General features: G+C 50.5%; 22 protein-coding genes. 7 read left to right on the top strand and 15 right to left on the bottom strand.

The genetic code is table 11. From position 1 onward, the window contains the following. Positions 1-27 precede the first annotated feature (27 nt). From Undi14_RS09725 to Undi14_RS09705, 5 genes are all read right to left on the bottom strand, one after another. Positions 28-1,137: an HD-GYP domain-containing protein gene (locus Undi14_RS09725; RefSeq protein ID WP_200179797.1), complete on the bottom strand. Its 1,110-nt coding sequence runs from the start codon at positions 1,135-1,137 to the stop codon at positions 28-30. A gap of 379 nt (positions 1,138-1,516) precedes the next feature. Further along, the gene (locus tag Undi14_RS09720) at positions 1,517-1,951 is read right to left on the bottom strand and encodes a lecithin retinol acyltransferase family protein (protein WP_200179795.1); all 435 of its coding nucleotides are present in this window, start codon (positions 1,949-1,951) and stop codon (positions 1,517-1,519) included. Between the two features lie 69 nt (positions 1,952-2,020). Then, complete coding sequence (locus Undi14_RS09715; protein WP_200179792.1) at positions 2,021-2,746, bottom strand: TIR domain-containing protein; 726 nt, start codon at positions 2,744-2,746, stop codon at positions 2,021-2,023. A gap of 132 nt (positions 2,747-2,878) precedes the next feature. Further along, positions 2,879-3,406 (bottom strand): hypothetical protein, encoded by a 528-nt coding sequence (locus Undi14_RS09710; protein WP_200179790.1) that lies wholly within the window; start codon positions 3,404-3,406, stop codon positions 2,879-2,881. A 96-nt stretch (positions 3,407-3,502) separates the two neighbouring features. Then, a complete protein-coding gene (locus Undi14_RS09705; protein ID WP_200179788.1) occupies positions 3,503-3,946 on the bottom strand; it encodes a hypothetical protein in 444 nt (147 codons plus the stop codon). A 537-nt stretch (positions 3,947-4,483) separates the two neighbouring features. On the opposite strand from Undi14_RS09705, the gene Undi14_RS09700 reads away from it, so the two are divergent. Continuing rightward, on the top strand, positions 4,484-4,624 hold the full coding sequence (locus tag Undi14_RS09700; protein WP_200179786.1) for a hypothetical protein: 141 nt from the start codon (positions 4,484-4,486) through the stop codon (positions 4,622-4,624). A 3-nt stretch (positions 4,625-4,627) separates the two neighbouring features. Here Undi14_RS09700 and Undi14_RS09695 read toward each other — a convergent pair whose 3' ends face one another. The 7 genes from Undi14_RS09695 to Undi14_RS09665 form a co-directional block, all read right to left on the bottom strand. Next, positions 4,628-5,629 carry a DUF535 family protein gene (locus Undi14_RS09695; RefSeq protein ID WP_200179784.1) on the bottom strand — a complete coding sequence of 334 codons (1,002 nt, stop codon included), beginning with the start codon at positions 5,627-5,629 and terminating at the stop codon, positions 4,628-4,630. Positions 5,630-5,982: 353 nt separating this feature from the next. Then, complete coding sequence (locus Undi14_RS09690) at positions 5,983-6,369, bottom strand: VOC family protein (RefSeq protein WP_200179777.1); 387 nt, start codon at positions 6,367-6,369, stop codon at positions 5,983-5,985. A 152-nt stretch (positions 6,370-6,521) separates the two neighbouring features. Beyond that, on the bottom strand, positions 6,522-6,821 hold the full coding sequence (locus Undi14_RS09685; RefSeq protein WP_190480183.1) for a hypothetical protein: 300 nt from the start codon (positions 6,819-6,821) through the stop codon (positions 6,522-6,524). A 24-nt stretch (positions 6,822-6,845) separates the two neighbouring features. Next, a complete protein-coding gene (locus tag Undi14_RS09680; RefSeq protein WP_200179774.1) occupies positions 6,846-7,715 on the bottom strand; it encodes a hypothetical protein in 870 nt (289 codons plus the stop codon). A 233-nt stretch (positions 7,716-7,948) separates the two neighbouring features. After that, entirely contained in the window at positions 7,949-8,299 is a 351-nt protein-coding gene (locus Undi14_RS09675) for a hypothetical protein (RefSeq protein WP_200179772.1), read from the bottom strand. A 156-nt stretch (positions 8,300-8,455) separates the two neighbouring features. Beyond that, positions 8,456-9,202 (bottom strand): alpha/beta fold hydrolase, encoded by a 747-nt coding sequence (locus tag Undi14_RS09670; RefSeq protein ID WP_200179770.1) that lies wholly within the window; start codon positions 9,200-9,202, stop codon positions 8,456-8,458. Further along, the gene (locus tag Undi14_RS09665; RefSeq protein ID WP_370589927.1) at positions 9,199-10,239 is read right to left on the bottom strand and encodes a M14 family zinc carboxypeptidase; all 1,041 of its coding nucleotides are present in this window, start codon (positions 10,237-10,239) and stop codon (positions 9,199-9,201) included. The genes Undi14_RS09670 and Undi14_RS09665 overlap by 4 nt, the downstream gene beginning before the upstream one ends. A 247-nt stretch (positions 10,240-10,486) precedes the next feature. Between Undi14_RS09665 and Undi14_RS09660 the strand changes: the two genes are divergently transcribed. Next, positions 10,487-11,278 carry a TIGR00266 family protein gene (locus tag Undi14_RS09660; protein ID WP_186884281.1) on the top strand — a complete coding sequence of 264 codons (792 nt, stop codon included), beginning with the start codon at positions 10,487-10,489 and terminating at the stop codon, positions 11,276-11,278. A gap of 86 nt (positions 11,279-11,364) precedes the next feature. Here the strand turns inward: Undi14_RS09660 and gshA are convergent, their stop codons facing one another. Beyond that, positions 11,365-12,957, bottom strand: coding sequence for a glutamate--cysteine ligase (gene gshA, locus Undi14_RS09655; protein ID WP_200179766.1), 1,593 nt, complete (start codon positions 12,955-12,957; stop codon positions 11,365-11,367). 288 nt (positions 12,958-13,245) lie between these two features. On the opposite strand from gshA, the gene Undi14_RS09650 reads away from it, so the two are divergent. Continuing rightward, a complete protein-coding gene (locus Undi14_RS09650) occupies positions 13,246-13,638 on the top strand; it encodes a VOC family protein (RefSeq protein WP_190480197.1) in 393 nt (130 codons plus the stop codon). Between the two features lie 107 nt (positions 13,639-13,745). Continuing rightward, positions 13,746-14,249 (top strand): hypothetical protein, encoded by a 504-nt coding sequence (locus Undi14_RS09645; RefSeq protein WP_200179765.1) that lies wholly within the window; start codon positions 13,746-13,748, stop codon positions 14,247-14,249. A gap of 81 nt (positions 14,250-14,330) precedes the next feature. On the opposite strand, the gene Undi14_RS09640 is transcribed toward Undi14_RS09645, so the two are convergent. Beyond that, positions 14,331-19,307, bottom strand: a complete 4,977-nt coding sequence (locus Undi14_RS09640) for a PAS domain S-box protein (RefSeq protein WP_200179764.1) — start codon at positions 19,305-19,307, stop codon at positions 14,331-14,333. A 146-nt stretch (positions 19,308-19,453) separates the two neighbouring features. Next, the gene (locus Undi14_RS09635; RefSeq protein WP_200179763.1) at positions 19,454-20,626 is read right to left on the bottom strand and encodes a two-component system response regulator; all 1,173 of its coding nucleotides are present in this window, start codon (positions 20,624-20,626) and stop codon (positions 19,454-19,456) included. Between the two features lie 310 nt (positions 20,627-20,936). Between Undi14_RS09635 and Undi14_RS09630 the strand changes: the two genes are divergently transcribed. The 3 genes from Undi14_RS09630 to Undi14_RS09620 all read left to right on the top strand — a co-directional run bounded on the left by Undi14_RS09630 (position 20,937) and on the right by Undi14_RS09620 (position 24,115). Further along, the gene (locus tag Undi14_RS09630; RefSeq protein ID WP_200179762.1) at positions 20,937-21,695 is read left to right on the top strand and encodes a DUF1700 domain-containing protein; all 759 of its coding nucleotides are present in this window, start codon (positions 20,937-20,939) and stop codon (positions 21,693-21,695) included. Between the two features lie 82 nt (positions 21,696-21,777). Further along, entirely contained in the window at positions 21,778-22,602 is an 825-nt protein-coding gene (locus Undi14_RS09625) for a head GIN domain-containing protein (protein WP_200179761.1), read from the top strand. Between the two features lie 406 nt (positions 22,603-23,008). After that, positions 23,009-24,115, top strand: coding sequence for a substrate-binding domain-containing protein (locus Undi14_RS09620; RefSeq protein WP_200179760.1), 1,107 nt, complete (start codon positions 23,009-23,011; stop codon positions 24,113-24,115). Positions 24,116-24,172: the final 57 nt, after the last annotated feature.

The raw sequence follows: 24,172 nt of genomic DNA, 5'->3' as shown, positions 1-24,172 counted from the left end.
GTGTGAGAAGAAACCGCGAGCGCTTACTTAATTCTGCTTCATCATCAGGCCGCGCACGACATCGTTGAACGCATTCACCAGTTTGGGATCAAACTGTACTTCGATGTTGGCATTGATTTCTGAAATCGCACTCAGCAAACTTTTTTTATAGCTGCGATCTGAGCGTTCGGTGGTGATAGAACAAAAGGTATCGACAATTGCCAGTATGCGTGCCCCCGGATGAATTTGTTCTCCGGATAAACGATTCGGGTAGCCGGTGCCATCGTAGGATTCATGATGATCCAGCACCATGCGTGCGGCCTCATCCCAACCCGAAAAGCGTTGCAGCATCTGATGGCCGATACGCACATGTTCCTGAATGATGCGTTGTTCTTCGCGCGAGAGATGGCCTTCTTTGTTAAAAATCGCATGCGGAATAAATGCCATTCCCATGTCATGCATCAGCGCCGCTGCCTGCAACTGTACCGGGTCAACGATCTGCCCAACTGCCTGATTTAACGCCTCGGTGAGCTGGGCTGTCTGCGTGCTGCGGTTCTTACGGAAGATGCTGAGATTATCGATATACGACGACCACTGCTGCATCAGTGCCAAGTCCGGTGGCAGCGGTAGTTCCACACGCTCATTTTTTTGCGCGTCACCTTTATCCGTCGCCCTGCCACCCAGCGCTTCAATCGCTGCGCGGAAATGTTCAACCTTCAGACCGTTGACGGTACTTTTTTGTAAGTTGTCACAAACTAGCGCAAGGCGGGCACGACGATGTTCGTCACCGACACCTTCGCTGATAAGCTCCGTGAGCAACTGCTCAATCTCATCGGTGGCGAGTAATAAAAATTCACCAAGCTCAGGAAAATACTGTTCCGGATGCGCACGTAATCTGGAAAAAATTTCTTCGACTCTGTGCATTAATGCATTGAGCGGCGCCAGCCCCACCATCTGGCAATTACCTTTGAGCGAGTGCATAGAACGAAACATGCGATGTATGTATTCCTGCCCGCCTTGCTTGTTCAGGGCTTTGACGCAGGTGTCGACTTCGATGCAACATTCTCGTGTGCAATCGACAAACTCATCAATAATCGTACGTTCCATCGTCAGGAACTCGGGACAGGTAAAGAAATTGTTTTGGTCGCTGGCGTTCATTGTTTCCTGGCTTTCATAGACTGAGATGGCATGAGTATTTAGGGCACAGCGAGAATGCGAGTGCCAGGCGATGGAGACATGACCAGCGCGGAATACAGCTATTTATTACTATAGGGCAATTTTTGAGCGAATAAAAAAATGCTGTTTGTACCGAAATACAAACAGCATATTTTTTTCAAACATTAACAAAAACGTCGGTTTTTCACGTCATTGGCAAGAGCATATTTTCAACATTTGTCGCGCCAGCAGATGCGGCAGAATATTGGTGGTGATGTCTGCCGGAAGGCAGGCAAGAGGATGGTGATCAGGACGCTAAGGTTAACCGCTAGTTAGGCTGTACGGGCACTCGATGGTGTAATGACGGGGCAATTTGAGCAGTTCACTTTGTGTTTTTAAGTACGTAATAGACGCTGACGATGACCGCGAGACCGAGGGCTGTGTTGATTACTTGTGAGCTGGTTGAGTTGCCATGGATAGCACGATTTGCAAAGCTTTCGCAATTGTTGACGACAAGATCATACGCAGCGTTGCCTTGCTTAACTTCTGAAAGTGCCCGCTGAGCTACTTGTGCGTTGGAGTTGGGGCCTTGATTCGGCTCTAGTCGTATTTGCCCGTTTCCCGCATATCTGCGATGAAAGTCAGTGTATGTCGTAATTTGGTACCCGTGGCTCATCAGTTCAGCGATGTAGATCTCGCCATCGAAGATGTTTTTGCCGAGGATAACCGCATGATGTTTAGGGCCGTCAAACCCAAGTTCCTTTGTTATGGCACCGACTATTCGTGCGCCCGTCACGTCAACCTGTTGCAGGTGCATATCTATTCCTTGAGGCCTAACGCGGCGTTCACCGGCCTGTCCGGTGAAACGCTTTGTTATAAATTTTTATTAGTACCTTCGATCAACCGAGAATTTAAATACGTTACCGCCAGTCAAATTCGCACTGTAGTCGGTGTTTCGTTTAAAGATCTCGGGAAGTAATTTCTTCGCAGAACCTAATTCCAGCTTCAATTTATTATCAACATCCACATACTTTATAGCCTCATCCTCTAGGGCATCATTCAAAAGCCATGATTCTAGAAGTACAAGTTTGTCATTTTCGTCGAAATTGTCGTGGTCATTCGCGGGAATTTTTTTGGAGATATCTACCGAACCTTTGAACGAACCCTGCAGCTTCATAGCTTGTCTGATCTCGTGGCATGCAGGGCCTAATGCAGCTGCAATTTCAGATTTATCACGTTTACCAGAATATTTTGCCGGGGTCACACCTACGAGATCAGAAGGAACATGAAGGTCTACATTGTCGGGCATAACGATGAAACAACGCCTCTTCCCAAGTTTTCCGATAAATAAGCCAAGCTCAAATAAAACGTTGTCTCTAACAGTCTCCGAGACATTGCCTCTCATTTTCGTTTCATCGTCTGGAGAGAATACAAATATTCCGAAATCTGAAGACGACAGTGCGTCAGTTATCGAATCTAATGGTGTGACAGAAAGAGAGAAAACACCCTGACTCCAAACAGTAATGTCTGCATCATGTTGGAGATTAACTTGGAGTGGATATGCGACATCTAATCCTTCTACAGACGACGCGACAAATACCTTCGGTTTCAAATGTTGCTCCTCAATTCGATGAATTTATAACGCTGAGATGACGAGATCGCCAAAACAGTCATAAAATTAATAGACATAGTCATTGGCGATTCTCTGTCGATTGATTTGTTATGCATAGCTCTGCATCATCCATTAGTCTCTATCTTTTTGAAGATGAGACTGAAGTAAAGCATGTGAAGCATTCATCACCGAGGTCACCTTTGGATGCTCAACTTTATAGAATTGTGGAAATAATGCTTTACGACATTCAATCATCAATTCATCAATTTGATTTTGCAAAGTGCTCCAATCGAGCATTTGAAGAACTTCGTTAGCATGCATTCTCAACGGCTCCCACTCAGAGTTCTCAAAGATATCATAATCATCGCAGTGAAAGGCTGGCTGGCTCAGTGAATTGCAAATTACCCATATCGCTTCAAGTTTTTCGCGCAAACTCGCACTGATCGGCTCAGAAAATGATTTTAGAAAGTCGTCTATAGGAAGCATCATTTCTGACCATGTTTCACACGCCGGACAATAAGGAATCAATGTGCTTTGCTCCAAAGCAGGAAAAGACAAAAATTCGAGAGCCTTAGCCAATTCACAAACTTTAAGAACTGGCTTGAACTCATCGACCGCATACCAACCCCATAGATCCAGTGAAATTTGATCAGCATTCATGATGCCTAACGTTTGACGTGAGGGGCCGCCGTAGCGGCGAAGCCGCGAAGGGAACCCACAAGCGCAGCTTGTGGGCGGTCCCTCTCGACGGAATTGTTAGGAGATTGGGCGCTTAACTTCAAGGTTGTCCTCTCCGATTAGCACCCCTTCATACTTGTACAGATACGGCAACTGCCCTTCAACCGGAACACAAAGGCACCACGTATTGCCTTGTGGATCGCTGTAGAGATGATCGCTACATCCGTAATCCCAAAGGCGTGCAACGGTCTTGGGCTTCTTGAGATAGGTCTGAAGCATCCAGGCAACTCGATCCGTATCTCTAATCTCTACTTCGTTTTCCTCGGGTGCACGAGCAGCCGCTGCAATCCTTCGCTGACGCTCCACATACCAAGGCGGAGGCTCTCCTGTTTGGATGAATTGGTAGAACCCGCCCCAGTCTTCAGGCTCTGGCCAATTAACTTGATAGCGCGTGCGCTCGATTTCTGGCAATGCAGAGAAGAACGAACACCATTCGTGCCAATGCTTTTCGCCAAACCCCATTCGCCATCCTGCGCTACCCCAAGGGATGCGAGGGAACGCTTTCCACGGAGGCTCGATCATTGGCATTTCCTAACGTGATTTAATTTTCATTTTTGAAAGATAACTGACTGCCAAAATAAATGCAATTTGTTTCATTTCTTCTGAAACTCGCATGGCGCTTGATTGTATTTGCTGATACCTGATCAATAGCAGGTATAACTGAATCGACAAAAAGTGCAGATCAAATCAACCCAGCACGCATTGTGTCAGCACCAGGCAAGCAGTAAAAAAATCAGCCAAAGCCCCCGTTTCTCATCAAACCAAAAATCAGAATCTGACATTGCCCGGCGTAGGGGGAAACAGAGCTACATCACTCTTCAAATCACGCCATTTTTGGCAAAAACAGGGGAGTATGTGCCAAAAACGCCTTAATCTCTGAATAAAACAAAGGGGTTTTAAATATACTCCACCCAGTATATTTTCAGCCCCAGCAGGCAAAAAAGAGGAAAAAACAGGCAATGCTGGTCTCAGTGTTCCAGCGATGTCAGTCATTTTGGAATGGTGAAAACGTCGCTGCGGGTGAGTGCGGATAGTGGGGTGGTGCCGATTGCCACAATGCGCCACGTTGCGCGGTGGATGTCGGCGGTGGGTTTTTCTTCTGGCGATATCCAATTACGCCAGATCGTCAGCAGGATGTGATCGTTAGTTGTGGCTATGCTGGAGATGGTGATTGCGGTCGTGGATGGCGGTGTGCATTTGTGCGCGCATGGCATCGGTCAGCGCTGCGCGGCGGCGATATTCGCTGCGTTTGTTGGAAGGCCGGGATTCAATCGGCTTTTCATCCGGTGCATGCGGGATCTCGAAATTTCCTCTGTGATTTTGATATCCGCCAGCGAGCAACCATAGCTGGTCATACTCAGCATGAATACATTTTTTCAGGCGATAACGCCATGCGCGGTGTATGTGGTTTTCTTTACTGACGCATTCTATCGTTGTGCAATGGATTTGCGAGGCGAGGTTGCGTAATACATCGATCAATAACAGGCGTGGCTGAATTCCGTGCAATGCGCTGGTGGCTGTGCGTGCCAGTTGACGACAATTGCCGCGGTTTGATTGAATGCCGCCGACCTTAATCGCATTGCCGTGGTGATTTTTTACCAGGGTGAACGTGACATAAAGCAGCGTCTCGTCATTCATACTCAGTGTAAGTGTGAGGCCGCCTTCGCGCTTAAATGCATCATCCCGCAACAGGTGAATGGTGAAACTTTCTTCGTTTTTTCCGGCAAACCGGGACAGTAAAAAACGATGGCCACTGACAATATCTGCGGTATTTTTTGCACCCAACAGACTATGCAGTAATTCGAAATGGCAGGCGAGCATGTTAACCCGTTCCATTACGCCGAGATTGCGGTCAAAGAATGGGCGATGAATAACATCAAGCAGGTTGGCATCGCGACCAACGAGCTGCCGTAAATAACTGCTTCTGACAAACTGATACCACGACAGGCTGGGTTTTAAATTGAGCAGCGTGCGGGCTACAAATTTACTTTTTCGCTCAAGGCTGACGGTGTCTGCGGCGGACGTCATTTTGTAGGCCCATGCCAGACTGGCTGTGACCTCATTTGTCCACTGATAGCATCGCTTCAGATGTGCAACCAGGCCGGGCGTACATAAAGCGGAAATATTTTGTTCAAGCTGTGACACAGCGCTACCTATTCATGCAACATAATGTGGCTGATTGTAACTCAATGTATCAACTTTACAATTGGAGCGATGCTTCAGGAAGGGGGAAAGCACCGCACAAATCTGGCTGATTTCTAACGATTTAACAATATTTATAGTTTTGAGGTCGCTTGCTGGTCAGGTTCGGGGCAACGGTGTCCCGTTGATCTGGAATGTCGCAAGAACGAACCGTGTGTGCCGGGTGCGACCCATGCCGCTATCAGCACTGGAAGATGAGCGCGTCGCCGTTTGTGCAACAACGCCGCACGATTGTTTTATCTATGTTGGCAGCGGGGAGGCCATCCCGCAATTTGAATGTCAAAAGACTTGCGCGTTCACTGGCCTTGCGGCGCTTGCCACAGTTCGACTTTATTTCCCTCAGGATCAATCACCCAGGCGAATTTTCCATATTCGGATTCATCTGTCTGATCGAGGACGTGACAGCCTTCGTCCTTTAACGCCTTGACTAATGCGTGCAAGTCTTCCACCCGGTAATTCACCATGAAGGAGGCCGAACCCGGTGCGAAATGATCGCTGTCTTGCGGGTGTATGCACCAGGCAGTGGTGCCCGCAACTGGTTTGCCATCGGCATCTGCCCAATCAAAAGCTGCGCCGCCCCAGACCTGAACATCAATTCCCAGATGTTGCTTGTACCACGCCTGCAATGCCGGTGCATCGTTGGCTTTGAAGAAAATGCCGCCTATGCCTGTGACTCGCTTCATAGCAACTCCGCTGTGATGGTAGAAAAAGAAATGGGCTGATCATGGGGGTATCTGAGAAAACAGAAACCTGAACGCAGGGAGAACAGCCATCGGGCGTGTCCAGCCGTTGTGAAGGATACTTGCCGTGCGCTATTTCTGCAACGATACCGCGCTCAGGCGGCAGCAATCAGGGCAACGATTTTTGCGATGGCGATCAGTAAATCCTGACGGTCGGCATCGTCGCTGATGGCGGTTTGTATGGCTTTCATTTGCGCCAGTTCTGCATCGCTGGTAATGGTGCCAGCTTTCAGCAAACGTGCCTGATAGTCACCGTAGTCTTGCAGCAGTTCTTTGAGTGGTGCGATCAGCACGGCTTTATCATCCAGTGTGGCAGCGCGATACTGGATTTGCAGATCGGTGATGGTGTTGCCCATCACGCGCAACATTTCAGCGTCATTGTCTTTGACTGGCATGGTTTTTCTCTCCTAAACAGCACATTATTTCTGGCTGACGACGGCATCCAGCAAAGGACTGAGCGCAGCGTCATTTTTCAAGTTTGCTTCTACGCGATTGATGCTGTTGATGGCGCTTTGTGCTGTGGCTGCGCGGTCGGTGATGGTGCCGTACAGGGCAGAAAATTCTCTGAGCGATTCCAGCAAATCAGCCACTGTCATCTGATCGTAATGGACGCTGGTTTGCGCCAGTTTTTCTCCGAGTACAGTCGCTTTTGCAAACTGGTTGAGGATGAGGTCGCGGCGTTGTGCCTCGTTGGTTTGATTCAGCAGGATATCGTCAGCAACACTGCCGAGCAACGCGGCGCGGGCTTTTTCGTCAGCAACGGCCATGGCTTTGCTGCGGGCTTCGATAATGCGGATGCGGGAAATATTATCGCGGCCGGTGGATGGTAATTCAGCAAAGATGTGGCCCAGTCTGGCAAAACGTGCCGTGACATTGACCACGAGTTTTTGCGCTTTTTTTACCTCATCCGTTGCCAGCAGATAGCCGCGCGGCAAATCGGTATACATAGCGGCGAGCTGCCGGTGTGCCTCGCACGCCTGATTCAGGGCAGTCAGCGCCGGGGCGTTTGCGCTGTCGGTGATGCTGTTGTCGGCATAGATTAAATCGAGCTCAGTAGCGCCAAATTTCTTTGCCTGCGCCAGTGATGTGGCAATGTCTGAGCGGGTAAGTGCTGGCATTGCCACAGCCGCTTGCAAACTATCGGCACCCATCTTGCAGGCGCGGTCTGCTTCATTGCTGAACGTGGTCGCGGCAAGCTGCAACGCCTGCGCTTTTTCCTGATTGCACGCGGAAAGACAACAAACGCTCAATAAGATCAGGGCGCACTTGATTGCTGGCAGGGTATTCACGCGATGCTCCTTGAGTTAGATGGCAAGGGAGTCAGAACTTTGAATGGCTGTTGGCAATTTAGCAGTGATTTTTAAAATGTCAATAATTTAATAATTGGCTGGATAGTTCTATCACACCGGAATCGCATCCAGCCCAAATCCGGTGTGATAAAAAAAGGAAGGCATTGATGTGATGCGCCTTGGCGGCTGGAATGTGGCCAGCACGCGCATCTTGATTGGGGGGTATATGCCGCTTATTTTTTTACGGCAGGCAGATTGTATTTTGCACGGCAGGATTGGCGCATTTCCATTTCCTGATTCAGGGTTTCTTGCAACGGTGTCTGATTGGCGGCAGATTGCGATTTGAGTGCGCGTTCGAGGAATTTATCCGCAAAACATTTGCAATAATCATCCAGCTTAGGATTGCCTTTGAGGTCGCTTTCCCCTGTCGGCATATTCACCGATTTTTTGCACATATCAGCATAACCATTCGATGCCTGAACGAGTTGTGCGGCGGTCTGTGCGGATGCCGTGACACTGAACAATGCGGCAGCAGCGCAGGCGGAAATGACGGAAGCGAGGCGAAAAGCTGAAGGGCGATGCATAAAATTTCCTTCTGATGTGAGTTGAAGCTCTATTTTTGAAGTTCTATTTTAACAATGCACGCTTTTTTATCTCTTGATAAAAGTGTAAGTAAATGTACGCGTGGCGACAGATCGGCGCGCTGCGTATGTTGAGTTGATGCAGCGCTGAGGAGATGATTAACTCAGTGTTTGCTGTATGACCCAGGCGGGATCGTCGAGTGGCAGGTCGTGTCCAGCCTCAGGGTGGATGCGCAATTCGACCTGCCAGCGGTGAGCCAGAGTGGCGGAGCATTGCGGGCTGACCAGCACGTCCTTGGCGCCACCCAGCATCAGCAGCGGCACTTGCGGTGCCTGTGCGGGCGCGCGGTAGCGCATCGCGGCGACCAGTTGACGCAGGATGTTGCGGCGGCGGATAGGGTATTGCTGCGCGTAATGAACCCAGTCGTTGAGCAGTTGTTCTGCTTGAGGGGCATCGCTCTGATGGCTGGTCAGGCGCAGGATCAGTTCTTCGCGCTGGCGCTGTGAGCCTGTCAGCATGGTGCTGATGATGGCGGGATAGTTGGCCGGGCGCAGGCGCTGATAAAACGGGTTGTGCGGCGCGAGGCTGGTGTTGATCAGCACCATGCGTTGCAGCTCTTGCGGATAGCGTTCTGCCCATGCCACCGCGACCATGCCGCCGAGCGAGATGGCGAGCAGTTTGATCTTGCCTTTGACTTGCTGCTGAAGTTGTTGTTGAACTTGCCCGCGCGCCTGTTCAACCATCGCGCCTATGCTGGTGGCGCTGGCTTGCTGATATAAAGCGCCATTACCGGCAAAATCGAGGGTGATGATGCGTTCGTGCGGATGGGCTTGTGCAAACTGTTGCGTGAAGTTGCCCCAATGCCGTTGTTCGCGCATCAGGCCACGCAGCAGTACCCAGGTCATGGACGATACCAGCGTTGCACGGCGCGCTCTTGCAGGCGCAGGCGGGTCGGGCCTTGCGCCAGCCATTCCTGATGACCACAGGTGGCGCGCATTAAAAAATCCAGCCACGAAGTATGCCGCCGTAAAACACGGTGCAGGCGATGCTCTGCCACCGGATTGAACATGCCGTGACGCGAAAATAATTGACGCGGATTTTTTTTGACCCACAGCCACGAGCCCATTTCCAGCGTCAGCGGCAGAAAGGTTTTGCCGGGCTGTTCTTGTGATTGCAGGTACAGATAATCCCAGACATCGCCATGTGTGCGGTATTGCAGGCTTTGCGGCTCAAACAGGTAGCGATGATTCGGATGAGTTTGCTGGAACAGTTCTTCGAGCGACAAAATATCGGCCAGATGCGGAATCGGATGCACGCTGTGCGCATGCGGGAACCAGACGCGGTCGCGCAGGCCAAAGCCGGAATGGCAGTCGATCGCGATGCTGAACTGGCGCGATAATAATTCTTGCTGAACCGTGCGTACCAGAGCAATATTTTCAGCTTCCATGTCAGCGTCTGCCGGCCCCCGGTACCACGGCAAGTGTCTGCTGATGCGATGCCCGCCGAGCAGGAATGGCACTTTTTCGGTTGCTTCTACCGGCGCATTGCGCATCAGATCGACGCCATTCGGATTAGCGCGCGTTGACTGCCACATGCCGCCCGGATTCACCAGCGGCATAAAAACCAGCCGCACATCCTGCAGCATGTGTTGCAGGCTTTTATCCCATTTCAGACGGGTCAGTAATCCACGCAGAAAAGATAAAAGCACTTGCGAGCCTATACGTTCCAGCCCGTGGATACCACCAAAAAAACCTATCGCAGGCAAGGATGGGTCGGGATTGCCCAGTGCCAGTTTGTACACCGGAAAGCGCTTGTGCTGGACATCGATCTCGCACAGTACGTCAACCTCCAGATGCGGATGTCCGAGTTGAATAATGTGTTCGAGTTCTTTTAATTCAGGCAAGGCGGGCATGGAGGTGTGCTTGAAAATGGACTGTGCCATGCTAGGGGAGTGGCGGCAAGAATGCAAGAATATCCTTGCGCAGTGCACATGGATCAGACGCTGACGGCCGACGGCCGCAGGTGCTCAGAAAAATAGCTGCCGGGCGACGAACTGATGTGTTTTGTATCGCGGTATTTTTAGAAAAATATTACCGGGCGAAAAACTAGCGTTCGCGCTGCTGTTCTGGCTACAATGCCGCTCGCTGTGTTTTGCACCGGTCAACCCTTTTTCATCAGGAAAATTCATCATGGCAATGGACGTTATTGATTATCAGATTTTCGGCGACGACATGCAGTTTGTCGAAATTGAACTCGACCCGAATGAAGCGGCAGTTGGCGAGGCGGGTGCGATGTTTTACATGGAAGATGATGTGCAGATGGAGACGATCTTCGGTGACGGCTCCGCTGCGCAAAGCGGCATTTTCGGCAAACTGCTGGGCGCGGGTAAGCGTCTGGTGACTGGCGAATCGATGTTCACCACGGTGTTCATGAACGGCGGCAGACAAAAACGCAAAGTGGCTTTTGGTGCCGCATATCCCGGCAAAATCATTCCTATGGATCTGGCGCAACTCGGCGGCACTTTGCTGTGTCAGAAAGATGCTTTTTTGTGCGCGGCAAAAGGCGTCGCGCTCGGCATCGCATTTCAGAAACGTCTGGGCGCAGGTTTCTTTGGCGGTGAAGGTTTTGTACTGCAAAAGCTCGAAGGCGATGGCCTCGCATTTATTCACGCCGGTGGTGCGATCATAGAAAAGACTTTGCAACCCGGCCAAACCTTGCGCGTCGATAGTGGCTGCGTGGTTGCCTTTACGCAAGACATCGATTTCGATATTCAGTTTGTTGGCGGCGTGAAGACCGCCTTGTTTGGCGGTGAGGGCATGTTCTTTGCGACCTTGCGTGGTCCGGGCAAAGTCTGGCTGCAGTCGCTGCCGTTATCCCGCCTGGCTAACCGCATTGTCGGTGCGTCTAAAATCGGCGGTGGTAAAGGCGCAGAACAGGGTTCTGTGCTTGGTGGCATTGGCAATCTGTTTGAGGACGAATAAGTCGCTCTGACTGAATAAAGAAGCCGCCAACAGTCTGATCTGTTGGCGGCTTTTTTAATATTCATCAAATCAGCATCGTCGTTACATCAGCTTTCGCAGCATAACTGACTGGATGTGCGGGAACGATAATCGGTGATGAACTCATCAAAGCTACCGGTTTGCGATCGTTCCATTTCTTCCTGTTCCGCGACGGAGGCTCTGGCCAGTTCTTCGAAATAGCGACGTTCTTCCTCGCTTGGCGGGCGGGAGCGGAATTGTTCTGCCAGTACCTTGCTTTGTTTCAGAGCAAACTGATAAAACGAATTATTTTCGGCACGTATCGCAGCCAAAACTTGCGCCGATGGTGTCAGATCGGGGTTTTGTAATTTTTCGCGCTGCACCTGCAGAGAATCGGCATGCACATGATCGCTGCGTTGTGCATCCAGCAGTGCGGCTACCGGTGCAATTTTTTCTAATAATTCCAGCCCCCAGGTTTGCAGGGAAATTTCTTGCCCGCCATGACGCAGCATGAGACCAGGGCGACGTCCTTCTTTGACTGTCAGCGCAAAATTGCGGGTATTTTCCTCGCCTTCGGCCTGATTGGTCAGCGGGCTTTCATCCAGCGCACAGAACAATAAAAACGCATCCAGAAAACGCGAGGTTTCCAGATTAATCCCCAGCGGATCAAATGGATTCACATCCATACAACGCACTTCGACATATTGCACACCGCGTGCGCAAAGCGCTTCGATAGGGCGCTCGCCGGTGCGGATCACGCGTTTCGGGCGTATGGTCGCGTAAAACTCGTTTTCGATCTGCAGGATATTGGTATTGATCTGTACCCATTCACCGTTGACTTGCGTACCGATTTTTTCATACGCCGGATACGGTTTGCGAACAGCGATGGACAGGCTGCGCATGTAATCCATCAGGCTGTTATACGGCGGAACCAGACCATCCTGTGCGTTATTCTGATAACCCAGATCGCTCATGCGCAGGCTGGTCGCGTAAGGCAGATACAGCGTGTCTTCTGACAGGCTTTGTAACTGATGCGTACGGCCACGCAAAAACGATGTTGCCAGTGCTGGCGAGGCGCCGAACAGATACATCAGCAACCAGCTGTAACGTTTGAAATTGCGGATCATGGCAATGTAATTTTCTGACTGCACGTACATGGCGTCGCCGCTGGTGTTTTCCGCTTTTTGTAATACCTTCCAGATGTTTTCAGAAATTGAGTAGTTGTAATGAATACCGGCAATGCATTGCATGCTTTTGCCATAACGCAATGCCAGGCCACGACGATACACATGCTTGATCATGCCGATGTGCGAGTTGCCATACCAGGCGATCTGTATGTCTTTTTCGTCTGGCAAAGGACAAGGCATGGACTGGCTCCACAGCATTTCATCGCCCAGTTCGGTATAGGCGAAACGGTGAATCTGATCCAGTTTTTCCAATGCCAGCGAGATATCCTGTTCTGCCGGCGTGATGAATTCCATCAGCGACTCGGCATAGTCGGTTGTGATCTGCGGGTGGGTCAGCGTTGCACCCAATGCGGCCGGGTGTGGCTTCGGCGACAGGTGTCCTTCTGCATCAACGCGCAGGGTTTCGCGTTCTATACCACGCAAGCCCTGTCCGAGCAGAGGGCGGTACGTGTCGTGATCCAGTAGTGCCAGTCGTCGGTTTAACAAGTTGCTCACGAGAATTCCTTCTAAATTACGGTGTTTTGCATCATCTGCATCAATTTTCGAGCAAGCATAGCCGAAATTTGGATTTGGCATCGTGACCCGCATCAGTGTTTGCTTTTCAGCGATTAATGAATCTGAAAATAAAAAAGCAAAACATTGTAATTTTGGTTATATTGTAATGATGACGCTGAGAAATTGTAGGGTGGATTTATTGCAGGCATATTTTCCCGGGTGGAGTCTCTTGTTGAGTCTGTTTTTAGTTCCCGGCCGCCTTAATCATTATTCATGGGGAGTCAGTTAATGCAATTTGCTTACACGATTATTTACGTACCTGACGTTGCCGCTTCGCTCAGTTTTTTTGAAAAAGCTTTTGGTTGTCGTCGTCGCTTTTTAGATGATTCAGGCATGTATGGCGAACTCGATACCGGTGCAACCAAGCTGGCATTTGCGGTGCATGAAATGGGGACTTTTAATTATCCCGGTGGTCATGTTGAAGCCCATCAGTCTGCGCAACCACTTGGTTTTGAAGTCGCCTTTGTCACTGATGATGTAGCACAGGCACATGCGCACGCTTTGCAGAGTGGTGCCAGAGAACTCTCACCGCCTTCACAGAAACCGTGGGGACAGACGGTTTCTTACCTACGCTGCCCCGATGGCATCATGGTTGAGTTGTGCACGCCGTTGCCAGACTGAATTCGTGAACGACCGGCGCAAGGAAGTGCTTAAAAAACTTGCAGATCTGTGGCGATAGTACAGAATACAGTGCTGTCCTCATCGTAATTTTTCAGTCGGAGTCCGCCATGATGACCGTGCCTATTGTGATCGCGTTTGAAGCCTCGGGTTTTGGCAGAGGCAGTTATCCGGTTGAAGTCGGTTTTTCTCAACGTCACGGCGAAGGCTGGTGCAGCCTGATCCGGCCAGAACATGACTGGAATTTGTGGGACGAGATTGCTGCTGGTTTACACCAGATTCCACGTGAAATTCTGGTGGCGAATGGTAATCCCGCGCGGATAGTGGCCGAACAGCTTAATAGCCAACTCGATGGATATACCGTGTACACCGATGGCTGGGTGCATGATTACATCTTGATGGCACGTTTGTTTGAGGCGGCGGCGTGTTCACCGAATTTCCGATTAGCCGATCTGCGCGAAATCATTTCACCGCAGCAGGAATCCCTGTGGCAGGCAACCAAAATACAGGTCGAGGACGAACTCAATCTGGCGCGTCATCGTGCCAGCAACGAGGCGCGGATACTGCAATTGACATGGTTACGTACATTTGATGCTTGCCGCATCCTTCATTAATGAGCGCAACGCCTCATTTTTTGCGGGCGCGGGTTGTTGCAGAAACTAGCCATTTTCCTCCTTTAACATCGGCCTGACAGGCTAGATGTCGATTCCATGTATCGCCATTGCTTCCCGTAACTGATCTGCAGCGGCGGCAAAATTAAAATCATGTATGGCGGATGCAAGTGTAATAAAACGTTCACCTAGAGCTGCCCGCATCAGCGCTTCGTGCTGATCAAAGGTATCGCCGCTGGCAAAATCATCCGCCGCAAGTTCTGCGGCGAGACGAATGCTTATTTCACGCAATTCGCCTAGGTCAACAGCCACAGCGGCCTGTACTGACTCGGCTACCGGGAAGTGCTTATCGATTGCGCTAACGAGTTCCGCCAGCGAGCCTGGAACGAGTTTTAGTGTTGCTTGAATTTTCTCCTTCGGCTCTCTATTCCTGATGGACTGTTCAAGTGACTCGGCCATCGTGCGCAATTCTCCGGCACCAATTTGTCCGCATAAACCTTTGAATGTGTGTGCCAGGCGTTCCGCCAACACCAGATCGCCTTGTGTCATTGCTTCTGCCAGCCGCTCTGGAAAATCTTTCTGGCCGTCACTGAACTTGCGTAGTAAAGACGTGTACAGCGCTTCTTTTCCCAGCGCGTGATGTAAGCCAGCCTTCACATCAAGCCCGGCAACAGGCGCAATCGTGACAACGTCAGATTGCTTATGTGCAGGTTTGACGGTGGCGAGAGTCACTTCCCGCAGCGGTTTAATCCAGCGCCGCAGAGTTATCCATAACTGATCAGGATCGATAGGTTTGACGAGGTAATCATTCATACCGGCGTCGATGCAACGGTCACGGTCGCTTGCCATCGCATTGGCTGTCATCGCTATTATCGGCAACGCCGACCACTTTTCCTGCTTGCGAATTTCGCGGGTTGCGGTGACGCCATCCATGACCGGCATTTGCATATCCATCAGCACCATATCGTAGTCCTTGTCCTGATTGTTCAGCATATTCATCGCAATCGCGCCGTTATCAGCAATCTCGACCAGAAACCCAGCCTGATGAAGCAGTTCCATCGCGACTTCCTGATTCAGTTCATTGTCCTCAACCAGTAAGATGCGGGCACCGGTAATCGCTGCCAGATCGGTTCCTGGCGCTGGATGTTCTGCCGAGCGCAACTGGCTGGTCTGGGTGGTGCCGAGGATGCGCATTGTGGTGTCGAACAAGAGTGACGAAGTCACAGGCTTGATCAGAACATCATCGATTTTAGCATCGTCCGCCGCCTTCATAACTTCATCGCGACCATAGGCTGTGATCATCACCATGTGCGGCGCATTCGTCGGCATGCTCTCGCTGATTTTCCTGGCGGTGGCAATACCGTCCAGACCGGGCATCTGCCAGTCTAGAAACACAATTTCATAGGGCTCGCCTGCGTTTGCGGCGCGTACAATTTCGGCGATACCGGCTAACCCTGAAGGCGCGAGTGAAACCGCAAACGACATGTTGCTTAACATGTCGCCAATCACTTCGCGGGCGTGATCGTTATCATCAACCACCAATACACGGCGGCCACGCAGATCCGGTGCCGGTAGCAATTGTTGTTGTTTTCCCTCGCGATGACCAAGCGGTACAGTGAACCAGAAAGTGGATCCTGTTCCCATTTTGCTGTCGACGCCAACCTCGCCGCCCATCAGGCTGACCAGTTGGCGCGAGATGGCCAGTCCCAGACCAGTGCCACCATACTTGCGGGTTGTGGAGGAGTCGGCTTGCTCAAAACTTTGAAATAAGCGGTTACGTTGTTCCTCATTCAGACCGATGCCAGTGTCGCTGACTGAAAAATTGAGAATCAGCTCGCGGGACGAAGCACGCGCAACGGCAACCCGGATCGCGATATTGCCTTGCTCAGTAAACTTGACGGCATTATTGGCATAGTTAATCAGCACCTGACCGATACGCAATGGATCTCCGATCAGGCTGTGAGGAACGTCTGCATCAATTTCCAAGATCAGTTCGAGGTTTTTGGCGGCTGCTTTTTCGGAAATTAACCCGATCACATTTTCTAATACCTGATCCAGCTCGAAATCGATGGATTCGACAGCCATCTTGCCAGCCTCTATCTTCGACAGATCCAGAATGTCGTTGATGATGCCGAGCAGATGCTGGCTCGACCACTGTATCTTTTTCATGTAATCGCGCTGGCGTGGCGTCAATTCAGTCTTCATCGCCAGATGTGACATCCCGATAATGGCATTCATTGGTGTGCGGATTTCATGACTCATGTTGGTGAGAAAATCCGATTTCATGCGCACTGCGTTTTCAGCCAGTGTTTTGGCCGCGCGCATTTGTTCTGTGGCGGCACGTTCGGCGGTAACGTCCTCGAAGACCACAACGTTGCCGCGCGTCGGATCAGCCGGATCAATCGCCCGGCTGAAGGTGCGGCACCAAAGCGAGCTGCCATCTTTGCGTAACAGATTCATCTCGCGGACATCGATTTTTCCATGCAGGATGTTCGGATAAATCTGATTGCCTGCGTTAATGTAGGCATTTTCATCATGGAACCAGATGCGGGTTGATTGTCCGATTTGTTCGCCGAAGGCATATCCCAACATTTCATCCATGCGCCGGTTGCAGCGCATGATGATTCTGTTTTTGAGCAAGACAATTCCGGTACTCGCCGCATCAAACAGCGCGTCCCGCTCGTGTATCGTGGTATTCAATTCGGCGGTTCGTATATCAATCAGTTGCTCAAGGTGTTCACGATGACGTTCAAGTTCATCGAGCATCGCCTTTTTCTCGGTGATGTCTTCCTTGATTGCAAGATAGTGCGTTATTTCGCCATCGGGTTGACGTATTGGTGCAATGTTGGCGAACTCCACATATTCGCTTTGATCTTTGCGCCGGTTGACGAGCTCGCCACGCCAGATTTCACCGCGCGAAAGCGTCGCCCACATGTCGTCGTAGGTTGACTGTGGTGTACGCCCGGATTTGAGGACGCGGGGATTGATGCCGATGGCTTCTTCTTTTGTGTATCCTGTGTTGCGCTGAAAAGCATCATTGACATATTCGATTCTGGCATCGATATCGGTAATGACGATACTTTCCGGGCTTTGCTCGACCGCAAGAATCAATTTACGTAATTGATTTTCCTGTTGCTTCCTGACGGTAATATCCTCTTTGATCGCAACATAATGGGAAATACTGCCATCCGGCTGCCGTAGCGGCACAATAATCGCCGCTTCTATCTGTTCCCGCCCCGCGCGATCGAGGTTGATGAATTCGCCATGCCATGTCGTGCCGTTTGTCAACGCCTGCCACATGGAATCATAGACTGTCGCCGTTGTTTTACCTGACTTGAGCAAGCGGGGGTTTTTGCCGATCACATCTTCGCGTGTGTAACCGGTATTGCGGGTGAAGGCATCATTCACATACTCAATGCGGCAATCCAGATCGGTGATGATAATGGAGTTGGGGCTTTGTTCAATGGCCAGCGACAGTTTTCGTATTTCTGCCGCGACTGCCTTCTCAGCAGTAATATCGCGCCAGATCGCCACCAGATAGTCGCGCTCTTTTTGCCGAATTGCCTTGACGTTGACACGAACCTCGATGACCGAGCCATCTTTGCGCCGATGACGATTTTCGAACTCCACTCGACCGTGGTCTGCGACGTTTTGCCTGAGCGCGGCGAATTTTTCTTCAGTGTCCATCGTTGCCTGCGTATCCGTCACGCGCATGCTGAGCATTTCTTCGTGCGTATAACCCAGCAGTTTGCAGCTCGTTGCATTTGCTTCGATAAAGCGCAGGGTTTTCATGTCCACGAGTTCAATGGCATCCGGTGCTTCAGCAATGACAGTGTCAATCAGTGCCTGCCGATCCGCTTCCTCGGCAGCGATACGGTGCCGCTCGACGGCAGCGGCCATGTGGGTCGCGATGGCTTCCAGCAGGAACTGTTCTTCGGGAATAAATGGCGCTCCCGCATCGGCAGGCAGCGTTGCGGTGTACACGATGGAGACCCGCGCATTTTGCCCCTGAATTCCAATGAAAGAGGTACTCAGGCGTTCCCCTGTTGCTTGCCTACCGTAATGCTTGTCACCGCAATCGATGAATCCTGTTGCCATATCGGGAAAGCGCATCGCCGCTGGCAGCCGCGCTGCGACTAAATCAAACATACTCTCAATCGCGATGTCGTCGCGGACAGTGATACGCAAGATATCGAACAGGCATGAAAGCTCTTTCATACGCTCACCAAGATCATACTGTGCTTGGCGGTGCGCCAGACTGGTCTCGCGAAAGGCAAGCACGGCACGCGCCAGATCACCCAGCAGACTGCCTCTTTTTTCTGCGATGACTTGTACGTCTGGCAGCGATTTCGGGGTCAGAACACCTTCTGATAAACCATCCAGAGCAGATGTCAGCATCGACAAGCGACCAGTCAGGCGCATGATCAGGCGTAGCCATATCACGATCAGCATCAGTATCAGCAAGCCGCCGATCACAATATTCCGGATCGCATGTGTCTGAAAGTTTTTTTCCCGTGCCGCACTGCGTTGTGCCATCTGATCGTTGAGGCTGGCCGCGACGATGCGCACTTGTTGCGAGATATGTTGCTGACTGAGGGTTGCCTGATACGTATGGCTCATCGCACTGGACGTATCGGTTACGGCCAACTTTGTCGCCGCAAGGACAGCGTCGCGATAATCCTGAAAATTTTTCTGCAAATCCCTTAGGTTCTTCTCATCCACCGCTTCTTTTGCTGCTACCAGCTGTTGTTCCATTTCGGTCAACTGCTTTGCCAGTTGCTGATGAATACGGCTGGCAACCGCCTCATCAATCTTCTGCAAACGGGCTTGCTCTATCAGCGTGGCGAGCTGAACCTGAATCGCTGTGATGCCATTGTTGATATTCCTGTTGAGTCTCAGTTTTCTTTGATCCTCGGCTGTTTCGGCAAGCGCGGTCTGATGTTCCTTGTTTAGTTCGCGGAAGGACAGCAGATTAAGCGTGCCTGCCAACAGCACAAACAGTGCTACCGGCAAAAAAAAGCCCATTATGTAAGGTAGCATCGGGCTACGTAAAAGCTTCATTTGTAATCCTGACGTCATTGATGAAATGTCTCAGCACTTACTGCAATCCCGACAAACTCTGTGGTGTTGACCTATGACCGACCGCCGCGACTAATCTGAGTGATGGCCGGTGTTGTCGGATAAATTTTCGTTGAAGTCTTTCTGACTCAGCTTTGCTCTGTGACAGGGTCAGCGTATCGCGCAGCAATCTCGGCAAAGCGTTCGCGGCAAGCGACAAAAGCATCAACGACCGCTGGATCAAAGTGCTTACCCTGGCCATCCATGATGATTTTTGTTGTCTCGTCGAGCGTCATTGGTGGTTTGTAAACACGGCGTGTCATCAGTGCATCAAAGACATCTGCCAGCGCCATCAGGCGTGCCGAAACCGGAATCGCGTCACCGGCAAGACCGGCGGGATAGCCGCTGCCATCCCATTTTTCCTGATGACTCAGAGAAATTTCGCGAGCTACCTTGAGAAACGCAAACGCACTACCTGCAATTTCTTCCATAGCGCCATCGGCACCAGCTAATGCCTGCTCCATTGCCTTGGTAATCGCATCGGCACCGATCGTCGTATGTGTTTTCATGATCTCGAATTCCTCCACAGTGAGACGACCCGGTTTGAGGAGGATCGCATCCGGTATGCCAACTTTGCCAAGATCGTGCAGCGGCGCTGCTTTGACAATCATGTTAAGTCTGGGGCCTGCCAGCGCATCGCGGAAACGTTCGTGCTCAGCCAGATTTCGTGCCAGCAAATCCACGTATATCTGGGTCCGCACGATGTGCTGACCAGTCTCGTTATCACGCGCTTCAGCAAGACAGGCGAGTGCCCGTATACTCAAATCCTGTATCAGCAGGTTTTCGCGCATACGGCGTGCCACCTCGCGTTCTAGCCAGTCGTTTTCATTGGCAAGGCGATCGCGTGCGCGCTTGAGTTCCAGTTGCGTATGAACGCGCGCCAACACGATAGAAGGATTGAATGGCTTGGTAATGTAATCAACCGCACCGAGTTCGAGACCAAATTCTTCGTTTTCCGCAGTCGCCATGGCGGTGATGAAGATGACGGGTATGTTTTTTGTATTTCCGTTAGCGCGCAGATGGCGTAATACTTCATAGCCATTCATTCCGGGCATCATCACGTCCAGCAGAATGAGATCAGGGCGAGGGTCAGAGTCGGCTGCATGCAAAGCCCGTTCACCGGAGTTGGCGGCACGGATGTGGTAGTCCTGTTTCAGGAGTTCTCCCAGCACCTTGATGTTTTGTGGGGTATCGTCGACGATCAGAATGGTGGTGGGTGACGCAGAGTCCGAAAGGGAACTTTGCGGTATGCTTTCATGCATGACATTATTCTCTTATTGTGACTGGCGATTGTAGGAGCCCCGAAACCAGTATATCTGAGATGCTATGGTCTGGAAAGCGGTGCATCTGCAGCGTTTTATCGACTACCTGACTACCTTTGATGTTGATGCGCAAGACAATTTTTCGCTGTATGTTTTCCCATCGGCATGAATATTTCCCCCCTCCTGTCTGCCGTTTCTGCATTTCATTCCTGGGTTTTGACACGCTGTCGCATGAACATCGCTTCGTGCTGAATAAATCCGTATTCTGTTTCCATCGTATCCGGAAACAGAATCAGGGAGGGAACATAGCATGACTAAAACCGATTATATGAATGCACTCAAGCTGGCTCTGCAAGATTTGCCGGGAGATATTCAGGAAGAGCTGTTGTGGACGTATGAGGGAAAGTTTATTGATGGCATGGTTGCAGGAAAAAGTGAGCAGGAAGTCATTGCCCAGCTACCTGCACCCGCGCTGGTTGCCATCCAGCAAAAAGCAGCAATACATCTTCGTCAGTTTAAAAACAAAGTTAGTGTCGGTAACCTCGCACGCTTAACTGTTGCTTTGCTTGGACTGGCGATTTTCAATCTGCTGATGCTGATTCCTGCGCTGTTCTGTTTCGCCATGTTAAGCAGTGCATTTATTACGGCATTGTCTTTGTATTTCGCGGGCATTTTGCTGACCGCTGGCGGTATTACAGGCGTTGATGAATTGCATATCCATGACACGCCGTATCAGCTTGTTATTGGTCACTCGCCTGTGACTGCAGATCGTCAGATAAATAATCAAGCCCGGGTCGATATTTCAGCGTCCGGGATTCAGGTCAATGGTGAATCTGTTGCGGAAGATGAGCAGCAGACAAAACGACTCCGGATCGCGGAGCCGGTCGATATCCAGATTAATCTCGGCAAACAACTTGATCTCTACGATGTATTCAAAGGTATCGGCATGATCATAGGATCGGTGGCTTTGCTGATGTTGAGTATGTTTCTGACCGGGCTTAGTTTCCGTGGATTCAGACAGTATCTGCGCTGGAATTTTTCGCAACTCAGACTCACCCCGGTGACCTGAGTCAATGCAAAATCTGATGAATATCATTCCCCCGTTACTGTTACTAACAGCGATTAACCAGAACGACTGAAAGGATTAGGAAATGAAATACATACTTCGCACAGGAGCAGGCATGCTGGTGCTGGCAATCATCCTGACCGCTGCTTCGGCTTTTATCATGCAAGCACATGCCGCTACCACGTTGAAAGAAGCTGCTGCCGGTAATTTTTTTTCCAGTGACAGCAACGATACCCGCCCGGTGACAGCACAGGTCACGCAAGTAGTGTTAAGTGGGCCGATTGATTTGCTGTTGCGCTCGTCTGCCGTTCCATCTTTGTCGGTGAAGGGCGACCCTAAGGTGGCTGGACGGGTGACCACCAAAATTGAGGGCAATACTTTATACATTGCAACGCGCGGCATTTTTATCATTTTAGGTAAGTACGAACCTATCAAGGTGGAACTGAATTTACCCGTGCTTGAAAAATTACAGTTGTCTGGCAGCGGCGAGACGAACGTCAAAGGCTTTAAAGGAAAGAGGCTGGAGTTCAGTATGCGCGGTTCCGGCGATCTGATATTTGACGGCGATTTCACTCAGATACAGGGCGGGATGAGTGGAAGTGGCGACTTAAATTTATCGCTGGCGAATAGTGAGCAAGTCATGTTAGGCATGCAGGGGTCAGGTGATGCGATGTTAAAAGGTCAGAGTGCTGCACTGACTGTCAAATTATCGGGTTCCGGAGACTTACATGCGGAAGCGTTGAAAGCGAAGCAGGTGTTCATAGAATCACGGGGTTCGGCAGACAGCAAGATTTTTGCGACTGAAGAGGTGAATGCGCGTCTGATGGGGAGCGGTGATCTGTCGGTACAGGGAAATCCGCTGCGGAGAAATGCTGAACGACTGGGTTCGGGCGACATTATCTGGCGATAAAAGTTGAAAACATCCGAAAAGTGTTGCAAATTGAACTCAAAATTTGCCTTGTTTTAGTGCGAAACAAAATTTTGAATGGTGCATTGAATTTTATGTAATTCAAAATATTGTTTAGTTGCCTGTATAAAAAATTAAATTGTATTTCGTCAGACTTGGTATTGAAACTCTATTTATCTCGAAAAAATTTCTGCAATAATCGTTTCGGAAATGTAAATATTTGTTTCAATTTGATTGATGCAACAACAAGTAACAGCGTAACTCAGCGTAAACAGACTGTTTCCTTGTATCAGAGACAGTCGTGCTGGTGAGTTTCGCATGATCCCTGTTGTTGCCATCTGGAAAAGATGAAACGCCCATCTGCGCAATCCTTGCGCAGTTTCGTTTTTAACCTGACCAACCAAGAACCATGACTGCTAAGCTAAGTAAATGCCTGACCGTGTTATTTGTTGTGTTTAGTTTCATCACTGGCGCGACAGCCCAAGAAAACCCCGTGCAATTCATGAGCCGTGCCAACGCTAAAGTGGCTCGCGCCGCCGCTTTAAAAAACCGCTGGGAAGGGCCGGTGGATGGCCCAAAGATACACAAGAAAAAGAAAATTATTTTTATTGCCGGTGATATGAGTGATGCAGCGATTGCAGGTGTCTTTCACGGTGTCCGTGAAGCCAGTGCGGCGGGTGCCTGGGAGACATTGTCGATTGATTGCCGTGGTCGCTGTAATCAGGGCGCAGCCATCATTTCTCAGGCAATCGATATGAAGGCGGATGGCATTATTCTGGCGGGTGTCGATGTCGCGACACAGGCCAAAGGAATCGCGGCAGCGGCAAAAGCGAAAGTACCTGTCGTTGGCTGGCACGCCTCTGTCAAGAGTGGTCCGACTGATGGTTTGTTCACAAATATCACTTCGAATCCAAAAGAAGCTGCGCAAGTAGCGGCCTTATTTACGGTCGTCGATTCGAACAGCAAAGCTGGTATCGTCGTTTTCACCGATTCCAGCAATCCCTATATGGCAGCCAAGTCGGCGGCAATGATAGAAGCGATCAAGCAATGCGACGGCTGCCGTATCCTCAGCGTCGAAGACGTACCGCTTAATGACGCGTATCTGAAAATGAAAGGTGTGGTGGAAAGTGTCGTCAAACGTCACGGTGCGAAATGGACGCATGTAATGGCAGTTAATGACTTTTATTTTGATTTGTTGGATGCCTCAAGTATCGCGCCATTGGTGGCGTCCAACAAACTCACGGGAATTTCTGCCGGTGATGGCTCTGCGACTGCCTACCGTCGTATCCGTAGCAAAGGAATACAAAGTGGCACGGTTCCTGAGCCTCTGACTATGCATGCGTGGCAACTGGTCGATGAACTTAACCGTGCATTCTCAGATCAGCCAGCCAGTGCGTTTGTGACGCCGGTACATCTGGTGACATCGCAAAATATCGCCTATGACGGTGGCGAGAAAAATACCTTTGATCCCGCCAACGACTATCGCAGTCATTATCAGCATATGTGGGCGAAATAGCTCGCAAGTACAGAGGCGTATCATTACGCCATCAATAAAAAAGGCAGCTCACGCTGC

This window comes from Undibacterium sp. 14-3-2, assembly GCF_016595265.1.
In the GTDB taxonomy this organism is placed as follows: domain Bacteria; phylum Pseudomonadota; class Gammaproteobacteria; order Burkholderiales; family Burkholderiaceae_D; genus Undibacterium; species Undibacterium aquatile.
This window is presented reverse-complemented; position numbering and strand designations above follow the sequence as displayed.